The sequence below is a fragment of the Phenylobacterium immobile (ATCC 35973) genome (assembly GCF_001375595.1).
In the GTDB taxonomy this organism is placed as follows: domain Bacteria; phylum Pseudomonadota; class Alphaproteobacteria; order Caulobacterales; family Caulobacteraceae; genus Phenylobacterium; species Phenylobacterium immobile.
Genome location: NZ_CVJQ01000001.1, coordinates 729,556 through 746,356 on the forward strand (window position 1 = coordinate 729,556; position 16,801 = coordinate 746,356).

At 67.0% G+C, this 16,801-nt stretch carries 22 protein-coding genes; 10 read left to right on the forward strand and 12 right to left on the reverse strand.

What is annotated here, in order from left to right:
* Window positions 1-27 precede the first annotated feature (27 nt).
* Genes phyK through nepR form a run of 3 tightly spaced genes read right to left on the reverse strand, consistent with a single transcriptional unit; the run spans window position 28 to window position 2,587 of the window.
* Window positions 28-1,749 carry a sensor histidine kinase PhyK gene (gene phyK / locus BN1313_RS03675; RefSeq protein ID WP_091736708.1) on the reverse strand — a complete coding sequence of 574 codons (1,722 nt, stop codon included), beginning with the start codon at window positions 1,747-1,749 and terminating at the stop codon, window positions 28-30.
* Between the two features lie 56 nt (window positions 1,750-1,805).
* Complete coding sequence (locus BN1313_RS03680; protein WP_091736709.1) at window positions 1,806-2,399, reverse strand: sigma-70 family RNA polymerase sigma factor; 594 nt, start codon at window positions 2,397-2,399, stop codon at window positions 1,806-1,808.
* The gene (gene nepR, locus BN1313_RS03685; protein WP_091742248.1) at window positions 2,399-2,587 is read right to left on the reverse strand and encodes an anti-sigma T factor NepR; all 189 of its coding nucleotides are present in this window, start codon (window positions 2,585-2,587) and stop codon (window positions 2,399-2,401) included. The genes BN1313_RS03680 and nepR overlap by 1 nt, the downstream gene beginning before the upstream one ends.
* A gap of 254 nt (window positions 2,588-2,841) precedes the next feature.
* Here nepR and phyR point away from each other — a divergent pair, with 254 nt between their 5' ends.
* Both phyR and BN1313_RS17060 read left to right on the forward strand, forming a co-directional pair.
* Complete coding sequence (gene phyR, locus BN1313_RS03690) at window positions 2,842-3,639, forward strand: anti-anti sigma factor/receiver protein PhyR (protein ID WP_091736710.1); 798 nt, start codon at window positions 2,842-2,844, stop codon at window positions 3,637-3,639.
* 108 nt (window positions 3,640-3,747) lie between these two features.
* Window positions 3,748-3,828 carry a DUF1328 family protein gene (locus BN1313_RS17060; RefSeq protein WP_091742250.1) on the forward strand — a complete coding sequence of 27 codons (81 nt, stop codon included), beginning with the start codon at window positions 3,748-3,750 and terminating at the stop codon, window positions 3,826-3,828.
* 56 nt (window positions 3,829-3,884) lie between these two features.
* Here the strand turns inward: BN1313_RS17060 and BN1313_RS03700 are convergent, their stop codons facing one another.
* From BN1313_RS03700 to BN1313_RS03715, 4 genes are all read right to left on the reverse strand, one after another.
* Window positions 3,885-4,154, reverse strand: a complete 270-nt coding sequence (locus tag BN1313_RS03700; RefSeq protein WP_091736711.1) for a hypothetical protein — start codon at window positions 4,152-4,154, stop codon at window positions 3,885-3,887.
* Between the two features lie 10 nt (window positions 4,155-4,164).
* A complete protein-coding gene (locus BN1313_RS03705) occupies window positions 4,165-4,359 on the reverse strand; it encodes a hypothetical protein (protein ID WP_091736712.1) in 195 nt (64 codons plus the stop codon).
* A 375-nt stretch (window positions 4,360-4,734) separates the two neighbouring features.
* Window positions 4,735-5,178: an OmpA family protein gene (locus BN1313_RS03710; protein ID WP_091736713.1), complete on the reverse strand. Its 444-nt coding sequence runs from the start codon at window positions 5,176-5,178 to the stop codon at window positions 4,735-4,737.
* Between the two features lie 115 nt (window positions 5,179-5,293).
* Window positions 5,294-5,635: a YMGG-like glycine zipper-containing protein gene (locus BN1313_RS03715; RefSeq protein WP_091736714.1), complete on the reverse strand. Its 342-nt coding sequence runs from the start codon at window positions 5,633-5,635 to the stop codon at window positions 5,294-5,296.
* A 184-nt stretch (window positions 5,636-5,819) separates the two neighbouring features.
* Between BN1313_RS03715 and BN1313_RS03720 the strand changes: the two genes are divergently transcribed.
* From BN1313_RS03720 to BN1313_RS03730, 3 genes are read left to right on the forward strand one after another with little or no spacing between them, the layout of a single operon-like run.
* The gene (locus BN1313_RS03720; RefSeq protein WP_091736717.1) at window positions 5,820-6,167 is read left to right on the forward strand and encodes a hypothetical protein; all 348 of its coding nucleotides are present in this window, start codon (window positions 5,820-5,822) and stop codon (window positions 6,165-6,167) included.
* Window positions 6,168-6,223: 56 nt separating this feature from the next.
* Window positions 6,224-7,096 carry a diacylglycerol/lipid kinase family protein gene (locus tag BN1313_RS03725; protein ID WP_245620078.1) on the forward strand — a complete coding sequence of 291 codons (873 nt, stop codon included), beginning with the start codon at window positions 6,224-6,226 and terminating at the stop codon, window positions 7,094-7,096.
* Window positions 7,093-7,878, forward strand: coding sequence for a metallophosphoesterase family protein (locus BN1313_RS03730; RefSeq protein ID WP_245620079.1), 786 nt, complete (start codon window positions 7,093-7,095; stop codon window positions 7,876-7,878). Before BN1313_RS03725 ends, BN1313_RS03730 begins: the two co-directional genes overlap by 4 nt.
* Here BN1313_RS03730 and BN1313_RS03735 read toward each other — a convergent pair.
* The 3 genes from BN1313_RS03735 to BN1313_RS03745 all read right to left on the reverse strand — a co-directional run bounded on the left by BN1313_RS03735 (window position 7,875) and on the right by BN1313_RS03745 (window position 8,813).
* Window positions 7,875-8,045: a DUF1328 domain-containing protein gene (locus tag BN1313_RS03735; protein ID WP_091736719.1), complete on the reverse strand. Its 171-nt coding sequence runs from the start codon at window positions 8,043-8,045 to the stop codon at window positions 7,875-7,877. The genes BN1313_RS03730 and BN1313_RS03735 overlap by 4 nt on opposite strands.
* Before the next feature lie 82 nt (window positions 8,046-8,127).
* Window positions 8,128-8,508 carry a hypothetical protein gene (locus tag BN1313_RS03740; protein WP_091736721.1) on the reverse strand — a complete coding sequence of 127 codons (381 nt, stop codon included), beginning with the start codon at window positions 8,506-8,508 and terminating at the stop codon, window positions 8,128-8,130.
* Complete coding sequence (locus tag BN1313_RS03745) at window positions 8,505-8,813, reverse strand: glycine zipper domain-containing protein (RefSeq protein ID WP_091736723.1); 309 nt, start codon at window positions 8,811-8,813, stop codon at window positions 8,505-8,507. Before BN1313_RS03745 ends, BN1313_RS03740 begins: the two co-directional genes overlap by 4 nt.
* A 367-nt stretch (window positions 8,814-9,180) precedes the next feature.
* Between BN1313_RS03745 and BN1313_RS03750 the strand changes: the two genes are divergently transcribed.
* The 3 genes from BN1313_RS03750 to BN1313_RS03760 are packed head-to-tail and all read left to right on the forward strand — an operon-like array spanning window position 9,181 to window position 12,377.
* A complete protein-coding gene (locus BN1313_RS03750) occupies window positions 9,181-9,861 on the forward strand; it encodes a fumarylacetoacetate hydrolase family protein (protein ID WP_091736725.1) in 681 nt (226 codons plus the stop codon).
* Between the two features lie 37 nt (window positions 9,862-9,898).
* Window positions 9,899-10,534 (forward strand): carbonic anhydrase, encoded by a 636-nt coding sequence (locus BN1313_RS03755; protein WP_091736727.1) that lies wholly within the window; start codon window positions 9,899-9,901, stop codon window positions 10,532-10,534.
* A 49-nt stretch (window positions 10,535-10,583) separates the two neighbouring features.
* The gene (locus BN1313_RS03760) at window positions 10,584-12,377 is read left to right on the forward strand and encodes a M2 family metallopeptidase (RefSeq protein ID WP_091736730.1); all 1,794 of its coding nucleotides are present in this window, start codon (window positions 10,584-10,586) and stop codon (window positions 12,375-12,377) included.
* Between the two features lie 12 nt (window positions 12,378-12,389).
* On the opposite strand, the gene BN1313_RS03765 is transcribed toward BN1313_RS03760, so the two are convergent.
* On the reverse strand, window positions 12,390-13,346 hold the full coding sequence (locus tag BN1313_RS03765; protein WP_091736733.1) for an isopenicillin N synthase family dioxygenase: 957 nt from the start codon (window positions 13,344-13,346) through the stop codon (window positions 12,390-12,392).
* 9 nt (window positions 13,347-13,355) lie between these two features.
* Complete coding sequence (locus BN1313_RS03770; protein WP_091736735.1) at window positions 13,356-15,251, reverse strand: monovalent cation:proton antiporter-2 (CPA2) family protein; 1,896 nt, start codon at window positions 15,249-15,251, stop codon at window positions 13,356-13,358.
* 143 nt (window positions 15,252-15,394) lie between these two features.
* Here BN1313_RS03770 and BN1313_RS03775 point away from each other — a divergent pair, with 143 nt between their 5' ends.
* Both BN1313_RS03775 and BN1313_RS03780 read left to right on the forward strand, forming a co-directional pair.
* Window positions 15,395-16,114, forward strand: a complete 720-nt coding sequence (locus BN1313_RS03775; RefSeq protein WP_091736736.1) for a CoA transferase subunit A — start codon at window positions 15,395-15,397, stop codon at window positions 16,112-16,114.
* 11 nt (window positions 16,115-16,125) lie between these two features.
* Window positions 16,126-16,776, forward strand: coding sequence for a CoA transferase subunit B (locus tag BN1313_RS03780; protein WP_091736737.1), 651 nt, complete (start codon window positions 16,126-16,128; stop codon window positions 16,774-16,776).
* Window positions 16,777-16,801: the final 25 nt, after the last annotated feature.

Here is a 16,801-nt window from a genome sequence, read left to right on the forward strand (position 1 = left end):
CCGGTGGGATCAGCGCGGATTCAACACTCAAGCTGGGCCGTGGTTCCCCTCGGGCGAATCGGGAATCACCATCTCTGGCGGGGGAATGGGGAAGGTGAGCTTCGCAGTCACCCCGCCGCCCTCATTAAGGGCCAGCTCAGTCGTCCCGCGCAGCTGTCGAGCGAAGGCGGTCATCAGGGTGCGTCCCACGCCCGTGGCGCTCAAGGTTTCTACCTTGGCGTGGCCGGTGTCGGCGATTTCCAACTCTCCGACCATGTCGCGCACGCGGAAGTTCACGGTAAGCGTGCCGCCGCGCCCGGCGAAGGCGTGCTTCTGGGCGTTCGTTATGGCCTCGACGGCGAACAGCGCTAGCGGCGCCAGACGGTCAGGATCGATGACCAGGGCGTCGACGTGAAGTTCCGTGCGAACCGGCGGGCCATGCAGCATTTCGCCGGCGACCAACTGGGCGGTCAGTTCCTCCAGGAACGGCCGCAGATCGACACGCTTGAGATCAGGCCCCTGATAAAGCGCGCGGTAGATGAGGGCCAGCGCGGTGATGCGTTGGCGGGTGTCGGACATCGCCGCCCGCGCCGCCGGGTCCGACAAGGCGCGCTGCTGCATGTTCAGCAGGGACGAGATGATCTGCAGATTGTTTTTCACCCGGTGATGGATTTCGCGCATCAGCGCGTCCTTCTGGGCGAGAGAATCGCGCAAGGACGCGTCGCGACCGACGATGGCGTCGGCCATCTGCTCCATGGTTTCGGCCAGCTCGCGGATTTCCGGCGGCATGGCCCCGGCCTGGATCGGACGCACGCTGAGTCGACCCCGCGCATAGAGGGCGGCGATGCGTTGCAGGTAAGCGATCCAGCGGACCACAACGCGGTCGGCGGCGATGCTGACTGCGGCCAGGGCGAGCGCGAAGGTCAACAGCGGCAGGAGCAGCGACGTCAGCGGGTTTAGCCAGGCCCAGGACCAAAGTCCGGGCGAGGGCGCTGACAGGACGACATAGATCTCTTCACCGACAACCGGCGTCGCCGAATAGATTCGTCGGCGACCCTCCTGATCGTCGCCGTACCAGACCAGTTCGCCCTCTTCGCGGGTGCGGTCGCGCCAGGCGGCGGGCAGGTCCGGGAAGGCTTCTGCACGGGTGGCGTTGATATATTCGCCAGCCCGGTCGATCAGGGCGACCTCGGCGTGCCGCGGCAGCACGGGGTCGCTGAGGGAGGGTCGAAGGGCTTCGAGCGGTATGATCGCAGCGAAGGCGCCGTCGAAAGACCCGTCCGTGCGCGTGGCGCGGGCGGCGGCGAGAACGGCCGGGGCGCCGGCGTAAACCTCGCCGGTCTCGCGGGTGATGGTCAGTCCCTCGCCATCGGCCAGCCGCCGGAACCAGGCGCGGTCGATGCGCCCAGGGTCGGCCTGCACCCCCTCGGCGGCGCAAGCCACGCGGCCCTGGCGATCGAAGCGGATCAGATTGGCGTAGCCGGGCAGCCGCTTAGACACCTGCGCCAGACGCTGGGCGCATTGGAACCCAACGGCGCCAGGCGCGAGTGTCTCGAGCAGGATTTCCGCGCCTTCGAGCCGCGTGCGGGCGGCGGCCGCGCTGCGCTGGGCCGCGGCGCCCAGGTTCTCGCGGATCGCCACGCCTTCGCGATGGAAGGAGAGGGCGGATTGGACAATGCCCAGCACGAAGATCGGCATGAGCGCCGCCGCCAGGGCCGCCGTCAGACGGACCCGGATCGTAGTGAACGATTCCGAGTTTAGGCCGCTCATCGCCGACACTTAATTCCCATCGCCGGCGACGCTGCCGAGCAGCGCCGCGGCTTAATTCAACGCACCGTAGACAGGCGCTCCGCATCGGCGAGGATCGAGCGCATGGCGTCGCTGGCCGAGGCTCCGTCGCGATCATAGGCCCCGTCGTCGAGGATGGCGTGCAGAGCACGCCGGGCCCGGCTGACGCGACTCTTCACGGTGCCGACCGCGCAATTGCAGATCTCGGCGGCTTCCTCGTAGGCGAACCCGCCCGCGCCCACCAGGATCAGCGCCTCACGCTGTTCGGCCGGCAGCATGCCCAAGCCCTGGCGCAGTTCGTCCAGCGCCACGGGGGCCTCCGGATCATCCACGGCCACCAAGGTCCGCTCGGCGGCTTCCTGGTCGAGCTGGGTCTGGCGCCAGGAGCGGCGCTTCTCGGAATAGAACTGATTGCGCAGGATCATGAAGGTCCACGCCTTCATGTTGGTGCCCAGCTGGAAGCTGGCTCGGGCGTCCCACGCCTTCATCATCGCGTCCTGGGCCAGGTCGTCGGCCGCGGCGGCGTCGCCGCAGAGGGTCCGGGCGAAGGCGCGCAGATGCGGGATCAATTGCACAAGTTCGCGCTTGAAAGCGATGTCGTCCGGCGTGTCGCGAGCATCAACCGCCGGCATCAGCTCTTCTCCGAGCGCGTATCGGCGCGCCTCAGGATTTCCAGGAACTCGTCCGGAACCTCTTCGTTGACCACCTGATCGAACATCTGGCGCAACCTTACGCCGATGGCCTGCTGGCGCAGGCGCGCTTCATCCAGGGGCGCAGCAGGCGGCCTCTGTGTTTCTTCTGTCGGTTTGCGTTCGATCATATCGCCGGCGATCCGCTTGCGCGGCGGCCGCCCCCTCTTTTGCATCCGTCATCGCACAACGCCGGCTCGACCCTTAGGTTCCCACACAGCTCCGCGCCAGACGAGAAAACGCTGAGCAAAGGGAACGGGTTCCCGCCGGCAGCGTTCTTAGACCATCATGGGGCTTGGTCGAGGTTCGCCTCCGCCTTCGCTCGCGTGAGCCCGGACCGCTTCCGGGGCAGCTGAATTCACGTCCTTCTGGGAGGGGTAATCCTTTGAGTCTTCTAGCCCGATTGGCCCCGCACCTTCCCTACGTGCGACGCTACGCCCGTGCGCTCACCGGCGATCAGACCACCGGGGATCATTATGTGCGTGTGGCGCTCGAGGCGCTGGCCGCCGGCGAACGTACGCTCGAGCCCGACCTGACGCCCCGCGTCGCCCTCTATCAGGTCTTCCACGCCATCTGGTGCAGCTCCGGCGCCCAGCTTGAGGCCGTGCAGGACGACGACATGGCCGACGACACTTCGCGCCGGCTGATGCGTATCGCCCCGCGTTCCCGTCAGGCCTTCCTGCTCACCGCGCTGGAGGGCTTCACGCCTTCCGAAGCCGCGCAGATCCTGACCACCGACTTCTCCGAGGTCGAGCAGCTGATCGGTGAGGCGCAGAGCGAGATCGACGCCGAACTGGCCACCGAGGTCCTGATCATCGAGGACGAGCCGGTGATCGCCGCAGACATCGAGGCGCTGGTCAAGGAACTGGGTCACGAGGTTCTCGACATCGCCGCCACCCGCAGCGAAGCAGCCGACGCCGTCGCGCGCCACACGCCGGGTCTGGTTCTCGCAGACATCCAACTCGCTGACGGATCGTCGGGCATCGACGCGGTGAAAGACATCCTGGCGCGATACGACGTGCCGGTGATCTTCATCACCGCCTTCCCAGAGCGGCTGCTGACGGGTGAGCGTCCCGAGCCGACTTTCCTGATCACCAAGCCTTTCCAGCCGGAAACCGTGAAGGCGGCGATCGGTCAGGCGCTGTTCTTCCACCCGCGCAAGACGAGCCGCCAAGCCGCCTAAAACCGCCGGAACGCCGGCGAGGCCCGACGTTTGCATTTGGAAAGGCGCCGCAGGACCCTGCGGCGCCTTTTCCATTTCATCGCAGGAGGTTCGAATGCTCGGTAGGCCATCGTCTTCGCGGTCGTCGCGCTTCTCGCCGGCGTTCTGGGGTTCTTCTCCCTAGCCGGCCCGGCCGCGACGATCCCATAGTCCAAAGCAAAACGGCCGCCCCGAGGGGCGGCCGTTCTTTCATGATGGCGATGCGTCTAGCGTGAGGCGGGTAGTTCGCTCGGCGGATTGGCGATCGGCTGCGGCGTGGGCGCATTGAACGTCCGGGCCGCCGGTTTCATCCCCCCGTTGTCGGAATTGGATGCGGCGAGGTCGTCGGCGCGCCAGGTCCATGCGGCGAACAGGGCGAGGGCGGCCAGGGTCGTCGAGACAAGCAAGACCCAAAACATGTGGCGGCCAAAACGCCCCTGGCGCGCTCGGGTGGCGTTAAGGACGGGATGGCCGCTGCTGCGGTCGAGATTGGCCATGGTTGGCTCCTTAAAGGGCGGCGACGTAGGTGATCGACCCAAACGGGTCGTCGCCGGTCGCCTCAAGGTGGGACAGGTAACCCAGCAGGCCGCCGCCGATCGCGAGGGCGAGCATAGCGGCCAGCGCCCCTCGCCGACGGCGACGTGACGCGTGGCGCGGCAGGGGCGATCTCATCAGGCTGGCGTCAGCGCTGGTGTAGGACATGGATTGTTCCTGGAAGAGGTGTCGGCTTCGCAGGAGAAACGTCGTGGCGCCTCTGCCGTTCCGCATTGGTCCCCGCGGGCGGTGAAAAGGCGTCGAGAAAATCGCACAAAAACATCAGGGCGCAGGGAACGGGTCGGACGAAGACGAGTTTTCCAGTCTGCGGAGACGGCGACGCCCCCCCCCGACTTGAGACCGGCGACAGCCGGTTTGCCGTCTCCGCGCCCCTTTTCTCGACGATGCCCCTGCGGGCCCCTTTGGGGCCCGCTTTTTTGCCCGCATCTGGCGCCTTTGGGGTGCGCCTTCTTGTGCGTGCGGGCCGATTTTCGGCGCAGGTGTCTGTCAGAGCCTTGGATCAAACAGACGCCGCCACAGCCCTTAGGACTTGGGCGAGAGCCGAAGCTGGATGTCGGTGCGGCGGCGCAGGGGGCGCGCCTGGCCCTGGGCGTTAAGGGCGCCGGCGTCACCGGCGGCTCCGACAAAATCAGCACGTGGCAGGCCGACTTGCGTCAGGGCGGCGTTGACGGACTGGGCCCGGCGTTCGGAGAGGACCAGGTTCGCAGCAGGCGCGCCGGCCGCGTCGGCCAGGCCTTCGACCTGGATCTTGTCTATCGTGCAGCCCTTGGTCATGGTCGCCGCCTGGCGCAGAACAGCCATGCCTTCGCTGGTGACGTCCGCGGAGTCTGGCTCAAAGTAGATCTGCACAGCCTGGTCGCCGCAGGTCGCCGGCGCTTTCACGACGCTGCTGGAGGTGGCGCAGGCGGTCAGCAACAGGCCCCCGCCCATGACGCTAAGCGCGCCGATCCAAGTCGAATGGTTCATGTCCGCTCCCCTAGCCCAAATCGATTGTTAGGACGCCCCAGCGGATAAGGCGAGGGGCGGCCGGACAAGCCGACCGCCCCTCAGACACCCATCAGGCGGCGCCGATCATGCAGGATCAGCGCGGCGCGCCGTTCTCCCAATAGTAACGGCCCGAGCCGGAGTCGTAGTAATAATAGCGGCCAGCCCGTTCGTCGTAATACTGTCGGCGGTTCGGGGCGGAAGCGCCGCACCCGCCGTCTTCACGGCAACCCTTCACGGCGCCGACGCCGCCGCCAACCACGGCGCCCACCGCGGCGCCGGTTCCCACGCCCACATCGCCGGAAACGGCGCCCAGCGCTGCGCCGGCCAGCGCGCCCAGGGCGGCGCCGCCCGCGGCGTTACGTTCAGTGTTGCCCGTGGTCGTGCAGGCCGAGGCCAGAAGGGCTGCGCCCAAAAGGCCGATCATTGGCTTCATCATCGTTCTCTCCTTGGGAAGGAAGTCTCGCCTTGAGAAGTGGGTCTGGCGGTCCTGAACGGCCCTTGTTCGGAAAACGTCACAGCAGAGCGCCAGTTCCGTCAGGCTTCACTGTAGATTCGGAACCGTCACCGCAGTGCTTCGTTCACTGGTCAACCAACCCCCTTCCAAGCCCTGGAGCTTGACCATGATCGATCGATCTGCAGAGGCCGTGTCGGCCGAAGCCGTTAGCCTGCACGCGGACATCAAGTCCGACCTGCGTGAGGCGTACGAGCGTGGCCGGCGCGACGAACGCGCCACGCGCAAGCGTCACCCGATCGCCATGACGATCACGGTGGTCGCCGCGGCGGTGGGCCTGGTGGTCATGGGCCTGGCGGCCGTCAACGGCTCGTTCTCGCGGGCTGGAGGCGTGGTCGATCAGAACCTGACCGTCGCCGCGGACCGCGCAGAACCTGTTGTTCGCGACGCCGCCGCCGACGCCGGGCAGTCCTTGCGGAACGCGGGCGACAAGGCCAAGAGCGACATCGCCCGCTGATCGCGGCTTCGGCCAGCCCGGACCGCGGGCCGGGAGACTTTGTTCGGGGGCGAGGCGTGACGCGAATTCGACGGATCGAGGTGGTGGCCAATATCGCCTCCGGCAGCGTTGGGCCGCACGCCCCCGCCGAGGTCGGAAAGATCCTGGCGGATCATGGTTTCGAGGCGCGGATTTGCGCGCCTGAGCCCTCCGGTCTGATCGATTGCCTGCGCGAAGCCGTTGCATCCGATCCTGATCTGCTCATCGTCCTCGCCGGAGACGGCACGGCGCGCACGGCGGCGGAGATGTGCGGGCCGGACGGCCCTATGCTCGCGCCCCTGGCCGGTGGGACGATGAACATGCTGCCTCACGCCATCTATGGAGTCCGGCCGTGGCGTGACGCCCTGCCCTTGATGCTGCGGTCGGGCGAACCGCAGATGCTCGGCGGCGGCGAGGTCGAGGGCCACAAGTTTCTGGTCGCGGCCATACTTGGTTCGCCTGCGCTCTGGGCGCCGGCGCGGGAGGCGGCCCGGCATGGGCGGCTGCGCCAAGCGGTGGACCAGGCTCGCAAGGCCTTCGGTCGCGCCTTCTCAGGCCGGCTGCGCTACGTCACAGCGGACCTTGGCCGCAACAAGGCCGAAGCCTTGACCTTCATGTGCCCGCTGGTGTCGCGCGGCATGGACGCCGACGCCGATCTGCTGGAGGTCGCAGCGCTCGATCCTTCCGGCGCCGCCGAGGCCTTGCGCCTGGGCCTGCACGCCCTGGTGGGCGACTGGCGCGATGATCCCGCCGTGCATGTCTCGCACGCGGCGACGACCCGCGTCTGGGCCGCTCGCCGCATTCCAGCCCTGCTCGATGGTGAAAGCGTCACACTCCGGTCGCTGACCGAGGTCCGGTATGTGAAAGAGATGGTGCGCGTCTACGGGCTGCCGGAGGCGCTGCGCGCGTGACCGTGCTGCGGCTGGCTCATCTGTCCGACATCCACTTCGGCGGCGAGAACATCGCCGCCACAGCCGCCGCCGTGGAGCATGTCAACAAGGGCGACTTCGACCTCACGATCGTCTCCGGCGATCTCACGCGATATGGTGAGAAGCCCGAATTTGAAGCCGCGGCGGCCTGGATCGCCCAGTTCAAGGGACCGACGCTTGTCACGCCTGGCAACCACGACGCCCCTTACTTGGCGTGGGCCGAGCGGATCGCCGCGCCGTTCCGCCGCTATGAACGCTACATTGGGCCGTCGCGGACCCAGACCTGGGCGGTCGAGGGCCTGTCGGTGCGCGGCGTCAATACAGCCCGCGGCGCCCAGCCGCGGATCAACTGGTCCAAGGGCCAGATCAGTCGCCGACAGTCCCAGGAATCGGCGGCCTGGTTCAAAGCCCAGCCGCAGGACGCGCTGAAAATCCTGGTCTGCCATCATCCCCTGGCCGAAATGATCGGCGGGCCGATGACGGCGCGGGTATGGAACGGCGAGGCGGCCGCCCGAGATCTCGCCGAAGCCGGTGTGGATCTTGTGCTGTCAGGGCATATCCACGCCCCGTTTGTCTGGCCCTACCCCTTCGCCGACGGCAAGACCCACGCTGTAGGGGCGGGCACCCTGTCGGTCCGCGAGCGCGGGGTGCCGCCGAGTTTCAATATTCTCGACATAGAAAGAGCGGCGATTCGCATCGCCGCTCTGGCTTGGACGGGCTCGCACTACGAGCCCTATCGAACCTGGTCGATAGAACGACGCTAGACGCGTCGCCCTCGCACGAGGTGCATGACCAGGGAAACGGCGAACAGAACCAGGAAGACGAAGAACATGATCTTCGCGATGCCCATGGCTGCGCCCGCGATCGAAGTGAAACCCAGGACCGCGGCGATCAACGCCACGACCAGGAATGTCAGGGCCCAACCGAGCATTGACGATCTCCTCGCGAATTGGGCCGACCCGATGTCCGCCCGCTGCTGAAGACTCAAACGTCCGCTCAGACGCCTGCGTTCCTTATTTCGGCCTGGGCGGCTTGCTGGCCATGAGCGTGGTCAGCACCATGGTCAGGATTCGTGGATTGCGGACCGCCAGCACGGAGGCGGCGGCCAGGGCGCCAGTGGCGATGATCGGTCGTTGCTTGGCGGCCTCGAACAGTCGCTGGACGAGGCTCTGTTCTTCCAGCGGCGGCTTTTCCTTGGCTTTCACCAGAAAGAACAATGCGAGCGCCAGCGGGACGAGCGCCGCGGCCAGGGCGACGATCGCCGCCGCCCCCGCCGGTCCGAAATTGTCCACCGTCAGCGCATAAAGCGCCATGGCGGCGGCCACGACGGCCGTGACCGTCGCCGCGAAGATCGCGGCGGCTGCGGCGAGAAGCGTCAGGATTTTTCGGATCAACGACGGCCGGCCGAGAGCAACAGGCCGATCAGGACGCCCACTCCGAGCGCCGCGCCCGTGGCCGCCAGCGGCCGCTCCTTGACGCGCTCAGTGACGTAGCGCGAGGCTTCATCGATATGCTGGCCGGCGTTGTCTGTGTAGGTGCGCGACTGGGCGCGGAACTGTTCGAGACCCTCGGTCACGGCCTGTTCGATCCGCTTGGCGGCTTCGCCGAACATGCGTTGAGCGTCTTCATTGACGCGCTTGGCGGTTTCGGCGGCGGCCTTGGCTTCGTTGGCGGCCGCGTCGAGAGCGTTGGAAGGCATGGGATTTCTCCGAATGGGGAAGCCCGGCCAAGCTGTCGGGCGGCGATCGTTCAACGCCTTACAGCCTAGCCGGTTCCCGCGTTGCGGCAATGGTCAAGCTTGATCGCGGGCGACGTCGCGACGCCGCATGCGACAGGCGCGGCAAAACGCCATCTGAGACAAGCGGTCACGTCGTCAACAGCCGCGGTCAGCGGCTATGGCACAGGCTCTGAGGACCCGCGGCTTGATCGCGGGGGCCGGACCGGCGGCCCAGGGGAATCGCCCGCGTCAAGCGATCCCCTACCTCAGACGCGTAAGACGCATCCCTGGGCCGGGAGGCCAGCGCCGGGCCTTGCCAATGAGAGGCTCGCCACGATACGGCTGCGGCATGACCGCATACGCCTTTCCCCCCGCCCCGCAGGCTTTCGTCCCCATTGTCGGCCGCGATGAGGTTTTTCCCGTTCGGCGGATTCTGTGTGTCGGACAGAACTACGCCGCGCACCGGGATGAGATGGGCGGCGACTCGCGCATCCCGCCCTTCTTCTTCTCCAAGCCGGCCGACGCCCTGGTGATGGCGGGGACCGATCCGGCTTATCCCAGCCACACGACGAACCTGCACTTCGAGATCGAGCTGGTGGTGGCGTTGAAGGCCGGCGGTTCTGACATCTCCGCGGATAGGGCGCTGGACCTGGTCTTCGGCTACGCGGTCGGCGTCGACCTCACACGGCGCGACCTGCAAAACCTGGCTAAGGAACGCAGCCAGCCTTGGGAGTCCTCCAAGGGCTTCGACCAGTCGGCGCCGATCAGCGCCATCCTACCCTGGGACGGTCCCGCGCCGGACGGCCGCATCGCGCTCAGCGTCAACGGCGAGGTCAAGCAGGACTCCACCGTGGCCCACATGATCTGGTCGGTGCCGGAGATCATCGCCGAGGCCTCCAAGATGTGGCGGCTTGAGGCGGGCGACCTGATCTTCACCGGCACGCCGGCGGGCGTCGGACCCGTCGTTCGCGGCGATCGTGTCGCCGGCGAGGTCAAGGGCGTCGGCGATATCGGCTTCACCGTCGTCTGACCTTGCGGCCGGCGGCCTGTGGTTCTAAGGAGCCGGCATGCTTGAAGACTTGAAGGCCAACAACCGCGCCTGGGCCGCGCGCAAGATCGCTGACGACCCGCATTTCTTCCAGCGCCTCGTGGGTCAGCAGGCGCCGGAATATCTGTGGATCGGCTGCTCCGACAGCCGGGTGCCCGCCAATGAGATCGTCGATCTCGATCCGGGCGAGCTGTTCGTCCACCGCAACGTCGCCAATCTCGCGCCGCCCCAGGACGCCAACTACCTGTCGGTTCTGCAGTTCGCCGTCGACGTGATCAAGGTGAAGCACGTCATGGTCGTCGGCCACTACGGCTGCGGCGGCGTCGCCGCCGCGGTCGACGGCCAACGCCGCGGCCTGGTGGACCACTGGCTGCACCCGATCCGCGAGGTGCACCACGATCATCGCCACGAACTCGAAGCCATTGGCGAGGACCGAGCGCGCCTCGACCGCCTGTGCGAGCTGAACGTCGTGCGCCAGGTGCGCAACGTCGCCTCCGACGTCTTCGTCCAGGACGCCTGGGCCCGCGGCCAGGACCTGCAGGTCCACGGCTGGGTCTACGCCCTCGACACCGGCCTGGTGAACGATCTTGACGTCACCGTCTCAGATCCCTCCGGTCTGGCCGACCTGATCGAGCGTTCGACGCCGCAAGGTTGACGGCGCGCTCTGGCGGACCTCCCATGGCGGCTTCAGCTGGAGGTCCGCTATGCGTGTTCGGTTCCTGTCCGGAGTCTTTGTCGCCGCCCTGACGATCGGCGCGCCCGACGCTCACGCCCAGACCGCTGCGGAGGCCAAGGCCTTTGTTGAAAACGCCGAGGCTGAGGCCGCGGCGATGAGCCAGTATACGAACCGCGCCGCCTGGGTGCGGGCCAACTTCATCACCGCCGACACCCAATGGCTGGACTCGCGCGCGTCCGGTCAGGAGAAGGAGATGGTGGTGCGCTTGGCCCGCGAGGCCGCCCGCTTTGACGGCGTCGCCGTTGATCCCGTCACAGCCCGCAAGCTGAAGCGCATCAAGCTCTACATGACCATTCCCGCGCCGGACCGCCCCGGGGCCGCGATTGAGCTGGCGACGCTCGCGACCAAGCTCAATTCCACCTACTCCACCGGCAAGTTCGCTTACGCCGGCCGCACCCTCACCCTGAACGACGCCGAGGACATCCTGGCCAAGAGCCGCGACCCGGCCGAAACCAAGGCGGTCTGGGAAGGCTGGCACACCATCTCGCCGGTGATGAAGCCGGACTACGCACAGATGGTCGCGCTGGCCAACGAAGGCGCCCGCGGTCTGGGATATGCCGACACCGGGGCCCTGTGGCGCGACGGCTACGACATGGCGCCCGACGCCTTCGCCGCCGAGACCGATCGGCTGTGGAAGCAGGTCGAACCCTTCTACCGCAACCTGCATTGCTATGTGCGGGCCCGGCTCAACGGCAAATACGGCGACGCCGTCCAGGCGCGCACCGGCCCGATCCGCGCCGACCTGCTCGGCAATATGTGGGCCCAGCAGTGGGGCAACATCTACGACATCGTCGCGCCCAAGGGCGTCGCCTCCAGCTACGACCTGACCCAGCTCCTGACCGACGAGGGCTATGACGCGACCCGCATGGTGAAGACCGGCGAGAGCTTCTATTCGTCGCTCGGCTTTGCGCCCCTGCCCGCCACCTTCTGGGAGCGGTCGCTGATCGTGCGGCCGCAGGACCGCGAGGTCGTCTGCCACGCCTCGGCCTGGGACGTCGACGACGCGGACGACATACGCATCAAGATGTGCACGAAGGTGAACGCCGAGGACTTCTACACCGTCCACCATGAGCTCGGGCACAACTACTATCAGCGCGCCTATTCCAAGCAGCCCTACCTGTTCCGCGGCGCCGCCAACGACGGCTTCCACGAAGCGATCGGCGACTTTGCCGGGCTCTCGGCGCTGACGCCCACCTACCTCAAGCAGATCGGCCTGCTGCAGACGGTCCCCGGTCCGGAGGAGGATATTCCCTTCCTGCTGAAGATGGCCCTCGACAAGATCGCCTTCCTGCCTTTCGGTCTGCTGGTCGACCGCTGGCGCTGGGATGTCTTCTCCGGGAAGGTCGCGCCGGCGCAGTACAACGACGCCTGGTGGGCGTTGCGCCTGAAGTACCAGGGCCTGACCCCGCCGGGTCCGCGCCCGGCTGACGCCTTTGATCCGGGCGCGAAATACCATGTGCCCGGCAACACGCCGTACACGCGTTACTTCCTGGCCCACATCTACCAGTTCCAGTTCCACCGGGCGGCCTGCAAGATCGCCGGCTGGGCGGGACCCCTGCACCGTTGCTCGGTGTTCGACCGCAAGGACGTGGGCGAGAAGTTCAACACCATGCTGGAGGCCGGCCGGTCCCAGCCCTGGCCCCAGACGCTGGAAAGCTTCACCGGCGAAGACCGCACCGACGCCAGCGCCATCATCGCCTACTTCCAGCCTCTGGACGCCTGGCTGACTCGCCAGAACAAGGGCGAACGGTGCGGGTGGTAGGGCGGCGTCGCGCTACGCCAGCTTGATCTCGCGCAGGCGCTCCATGAGGTAGTCGTCGGCGGTGATCGGCTCGGGGTGACGGTCGGGATGGGCTGCGTCGATACAGCTCGGCAGGGTCTTGATCAGGTAGTCCGAATTGAAGTGCAGGAAGAAGGGCGTCGAGTAACGGGCGAAGCTGGCGCGCTCCGGCGCAGGGTTCACCACCCGGTGGGTCGTCGACGGAAGGCGCTCGTTGGTCAGCCGCTGCAGCATGTCGCCGATGTTGCAGACCAGCGCGCCGGGCGGCGGGTTGATGGCGATCCAGCGGCCGTCGCGGTCCTGCACCTCCAGGCCCGCTTCTTCCGCGCCGAGCAGCAGCGTGATGACGTTGATGTCCTCATGGGCGCCGGCGCGGATATTTGGGCCGCCGGCGGGCGTCGGCGGATAGTGCAGCAGGCGCAGCACCGAATTGCCCATGTCGACGGTGGGATCGAAGAAGTGGCGATCGAGACCCAGGTAGACGGCGATCGCCTCCAAGAGTTTAAGGCCCATGGCGTCCAGCGCCTGGTAGAGCCAGCCCACCGCCTCGCGGAATTCAGGGACTTCAGCATCCGGCCAGACGTTGTCGTCCATGTGCGCCCGGAAGCGGTGGCCTTTGGGGAGGTCGCGACCGACGTGCCAGAATTCCTTGAGGTCGAAGTGGGCGTTCCCCTTGGCCGTCTCAATACCGAAGGGGGTGAACCCGCGCTGGCCGGCCATACCGACCTTGTAGGGCAGCTTGGCTTCCGGGGGCTGGGCGAAGAAGGCTTTGGTCGCCTTGAGCGCCGCCTCGATGCGGGCCTGCGGCAGGCCATGGTCCTTGACGACGGCGAAGCCGTAGCGGGCGAAGGAGGCGCCGAGGTCGCGGGAGAAGCCTTCGAAGTCTTTGGCGAAGTCGGCGTAGGATACCGGTTCGATGACGCGTTGAGGCTGGGTTTCAGTCTGGCTCATGGCGCCATCCTACACTTGGGATTCGCCCGCCTCCACCGGTCGCCGCGCGCGCGTCCGGTTGTCGGCGTCGTCGTCGCCGGCCGCAGCCATCTCGGCGCGCAGCAGGCCCTCCATCATGGCGCGGGATTGGCGGGTGGCGTCGATATAGCCCTGATCGGTCTTGCCGGTGGCGACCGAGGCCAGCTTCAGGAAGGTCTCACGGTCGTGATCGCGGAAGATCGTGGTGGCGCGCGCGGCGCGGCGATCGCTGAAGCCTAGCCGCGTCAGGGCGCGGCGGGTGAAGGCCAGCGCGCTCTCGAAGGTCTCGCGCTCGATATCCTCCACGCCCAGCTTCAACAGCTCATAGGCGTGCTGGCGATCGTAGGCGCGGGCGATGATCGATAGGTGCGGGAAGGCGTGGGACGCGGCCTCGATCATCTCCTTGGCCTTGGCGGTGTCGTCGATCGCCACCAACAACAGCTTGGCCTTCTCGGCGCCAGCGGCGCGCAGCAGGTCCAGGCGGCTGGCGTCGCCATAGTGCACGCGCCAGCCGAACTTCCGCAGGACGTCGATCTGCTCGATGCTGGAATCCAGCGTCACCACCTTGAAGTTGTTCGCCATCAGGACGCGGGCGGCGATCTGGCCGAAACGGCCGAACCCGGCGACAATGGCGTCGGGGTCGCCCTGGTCGAAGGGGAGTGGCTCGGGCTCGTCGAGGTCGACGTCGCGGCCTGCGGTCAGCTTCTCGACGGCCGCCATGGCGAGCGGCGCCAAGGCCATGGAGAGGGCGACGATAGCGGTGAGCAGGGCGGCCTGGTCTGGCGCCAGAACGCTCACGGAGAGCGCAAAGCCCAGCAGGACGAAGGCGAACTCCCCGCCCTGGGCGAGGAAGACCGATGTGATCGCTGCGGTGCGCGCCGGGGTCCGCAAGAGGCGGGCGACCACATACATGGCGCCGGCCTTGGCGACCATCAGCCCGAGGACCAGACCGAACAGCTCCAGCGGCCGGCTGGCCACCAGTTTCAGGTCCAGGCCCGCGCCGACAGTGATGAAGAACAGGCTGAGCAGCAGGCCGCGGAACGGCTCGATGTCGGCCTCCAGTTCACGGCGGAATTCACTGTCGGCCAGGACCACGCCGGCCAGGAAGGCGCCGAGCGCCGGCGACAGGCCCACCATCTCCATCAGCACGGCGACGGCGACCACCAGCAACAGGGCCGAGGCGGTGAAGATTTCGCGCAGACGCGTGCTGGCGATGAACCGGAACACCGGGCGCGTCAGGTAACGGCCGCCGACCACAACGGCGGCCACCGCCGCCATGACCCCAAGCGCGCCGGCCCAGAGCGGCAGGCCGGCCAACAGCCCGCCGCTATGGCTCCCATGGCCGCCGGCCGCATCATGGGCGGCGAGCCCGGGGATCGCCAACAGCGGCAGCAGAGTGAAGAGCGGTATCACCGACAGGTCCTGGAACAGCAGGACGCCGAAGGCCGCCTGGCCTGGCGCGGCCTGGCGCAGGCCCTTTTCGTCCAGGCTCTGCAGGACGATGGCCGTGGACGACATGGCCAGGATCAGGCCCGCGGCCAGCGCTGTCCTGGCCTCCATGCCCAGGGCCAAGGCTGCGCCGGCGGTGATCGCCGTGCAGGCGACCATCTGTCCTAGGCCCAGGCCGAAGATCGACTTGCGCAGGCCCCACAGAAGTTGGGGCCTGAGCTCCAGGCCGATCAGGAACAGCAGGATGACGACGCCGAATTCGGCGACCTTCATCACGTCGCCAGGTTCGCCGACGAGATTGAGCGCGAAGGGACCGACGATGACGCCAGCAACCAGGTAGCCCAGCACTGAGCCCAGGCCGAGGCGCTTGGCGATGGGGGCGGCGATGACGCCAGCAGCCAGATAGACCATGACCTGGAAGAGCAGCGATTGAGTCATGGTCCCACTATGGCCCGGCTCAAGACAGCTTGGGCGCTGATTTTTACGCGCGCGGCGCCTGGGAACCGACACGGCGCCCGCAGCGCGTGCGGTTCAGTCACGGCCCCGGTTCTCAATGTCATGCTTCCGGGCTTAGATAGGCCATGGCTCAGAAAGTATCTCCCGACGCCCAGGCCGCCCTCGCCGAGCACCTGACCGACGGCATGACGATCATGGCCGGGGGCTTCGGCCTCTGCGGCATTCCGGAAAACCTGATCACGGCGATCCGCGACAGCGGGGCCAAGGACCTGACCTTTATCTCGAACAATTGTGGGGTCGATGATTTCGGCCTCGGGCTGCTCCTCGCCGGTGGTCAGATCAAGAAGATGATCTCGTCCTACGTCGGCGAGAACAAGCTGTTCGAAAAGCTCTACCTGTCGGGTGAGCTGGAGTTGGAGTTCAACCCCCAAGGCACTCTGGCCGAGCGCATCCGCGCCGGCGGCGCCGGCATCCCGGCCTTCTTCACCAAGACCGGCGTCGGCACGGTGGTGGCGGAGGGCAAGGAGGTCCGCGAGTTCGACGGCGAGCTCTATGTGATGGAGCGCGCGCTCCACGCCGACCTCTCCATCGTCAAGGCCTGGAAAGGCGACGCGGCCGGCAACCTCGTCTATCGAAAGTCCGCCCAGAACTTCAATCCGATGATGGCGACGGCCGGACGCTTCACCATCGCCGAAGTCGAGGAACTGGTCCCGACCGGCAGCCTCGATAAGGCCGGGATCCATACGCCGGGCATCTATGTCGATCGCCTGTTCGAGGGCGTCGCCTACGAAAAGCGGATCGAGAAGACGACCACCCGCCCCAAAATCAGTGCGGCGACGGCTTAAGGAGAGCGACCATGGCCTGGACGAGACAGGAAATGGCCGCCCGCGCGGCCCGCGAAATCGAAGACGGCTTCTATGTGAACCTGGGCATCGGCATCCCGACCCTGGTGGCCAACTACATTCCCGATGGCCTGGAGGTTACGCTGCAGAGCGAGAACGGCATCCTTGGCATCGGTCCGTTTCCGTTCGAAGGCGAGGAAGACCCGGACCTGATCAACGCCGGCAAGGAGACCGTCAGCGAGCTCGACTCGACCGCCTACTTCTCTAGCGCCGACAGCTTCGCCATGATCCGCGGCGGCCATATGGACCTGTCGATCCTGGGCGCCATGCAGGTGGCCGCCAATGGCGACCTCGCCAACTGGATGGTGCCGGGCAAGATGGTGAAAGGCATGGGCGGCGCCATGGATCTGGTCGCCGGCTGCCGCCGCATCGTCGTCGTCATGGAGCACGTCGAGCGCTCCGGCGGGCCAAAGCTGCTCAAGGCCTGCACCCTGCCGCTGACCGGCGCGGGCGTTGTCGACCAGCTGATCACGGACCTGGGGGTCTTCGACATTGCTCGCGGGAAGCGGCCGATCCGGCTGCTGGAAGTCGCCCCTGGGGTGACGGTCGAAGAGATCAAGGCCAAGACTGAAGCGACGTTCGAGGTCGCGCTGGCGACGGCCTGAACATGCATCCGATGACCGGCCCCGC

Coding starts and splice junctions, on each gene's coding strand:
- phyK (WP_091736708.1), bottom strand. CDS start 1,749: ATGAGCGGCCTAAACTCGGAATCGTTCACTACGATCCGGGTCCGTCTG.
- BN1313_RS03745 (WP_091736723.1), bottom strand. CDS start 8,813: ATGCCTTCCAACGCTCTCGACGCGGCCGCCAACGAAGCCAAGGCCGCC.
- BN1313_RS03710 (WP_091736713.1), bottom strand. CDS start 5,178: ATGAACCATTCGACTTGGATCGGCGCGCTTAGCGTCATGGGCGGGGGC.
- BN1313_RS03705 (WP_091736712.1), bottom strand. CDS start 4,359: ATGTCCTACACCAGCGCTGACGCCAGCCTGATGAGATCGCCCCTGCCG.
- BN1313_RS03735 (WP_091736719.1), bottom strand. CDS start 8,045: ATGCTCGGTTGGGCCCTGACATTCCTGGTCGTGGCGTTGATCGCCGCG.
- BN1313_RS03750 (WP_091736725.1), top strand. CDS start 9,181: ATGACCGCATACGCCTTTCCCCCCGCCCCGCAGGCTTTCGTCCCCATT.
- BN1313_RS03680 (WP_091736709.1), bottom strand. CDS start 2,399: ATGCCGGCGGTTGATGCTCGCGACACGCCGGACGACATCGCTTTCAAG.
- BN1313_RS03780 (WP_091736737.1), top strand. CDS start 16,126: ATGGCCTGGACGAGACAGGAAATGGCCGCCCGCGCGGCCCGCGAAATC.
- BN1313_RS03775 (WP_091736736.1), top strand. CDS start 15,395: ATGGCTCAGAAAGTATCTCCCGACGCCCAGGCCGCCCTCGCCGAGCAC.
- nepR (WP_091742248.1), bottom strand. CDS start 2,587: ATGATCGAACGCAAACCGACAGAAGAAACACAGAGGCCGCCTGCTGCG.
- BN1313_RS03770 (WP_091736735.1), bottom strand. CDS start 15,251: ATGACTCAATCGCTGCTCTTCCAGGTCATGGTCTATCTGGCTGCTGGC.
- BN1313_RS03720 (WP_091736717.1), top strand. CDS start 5,820: ATGATCGATCGATCTGCAGAGGCCGTGTCGGCCGAAGCCGTTAGCCTG.
- BN1313_RS03760 (WP_091736730.1), top strand. CDS start 10,584: ATGCGTGTTCGGTTCCTGTCCGGAGTCTTTGTCGCCGCCCTGACGATC.
- BN1313_RS03765 (WP_091736733.1), bottom strand. CDS start 13,346: ATGAGCCAGACTGAAACCCAGCCTCAACGCGTCATCGAACCGGTATCC.
- BN1313_RS03715 (WP_091736714.1), bottom strand. CDS start 5,635: ATGATGAAGCCAATGATCGGCCTTTTGGGCGCAGCCCTTCTGGCCTCG.
- BN1313_RS03755 (WP_091736727.1), top strand. CDS start 9,899: ATGCTTGAAGACTTGAAGGCCAACAACCGCGCCTGGGCCGCGCGCAAG.
- BN1313_RS03700 (WP_091736711.1), bottom strand. CDS start 4,154: ATGGCCAATCTCGACCGCAGCAGCGGCCATCCCGTCCTTAACGCCACC.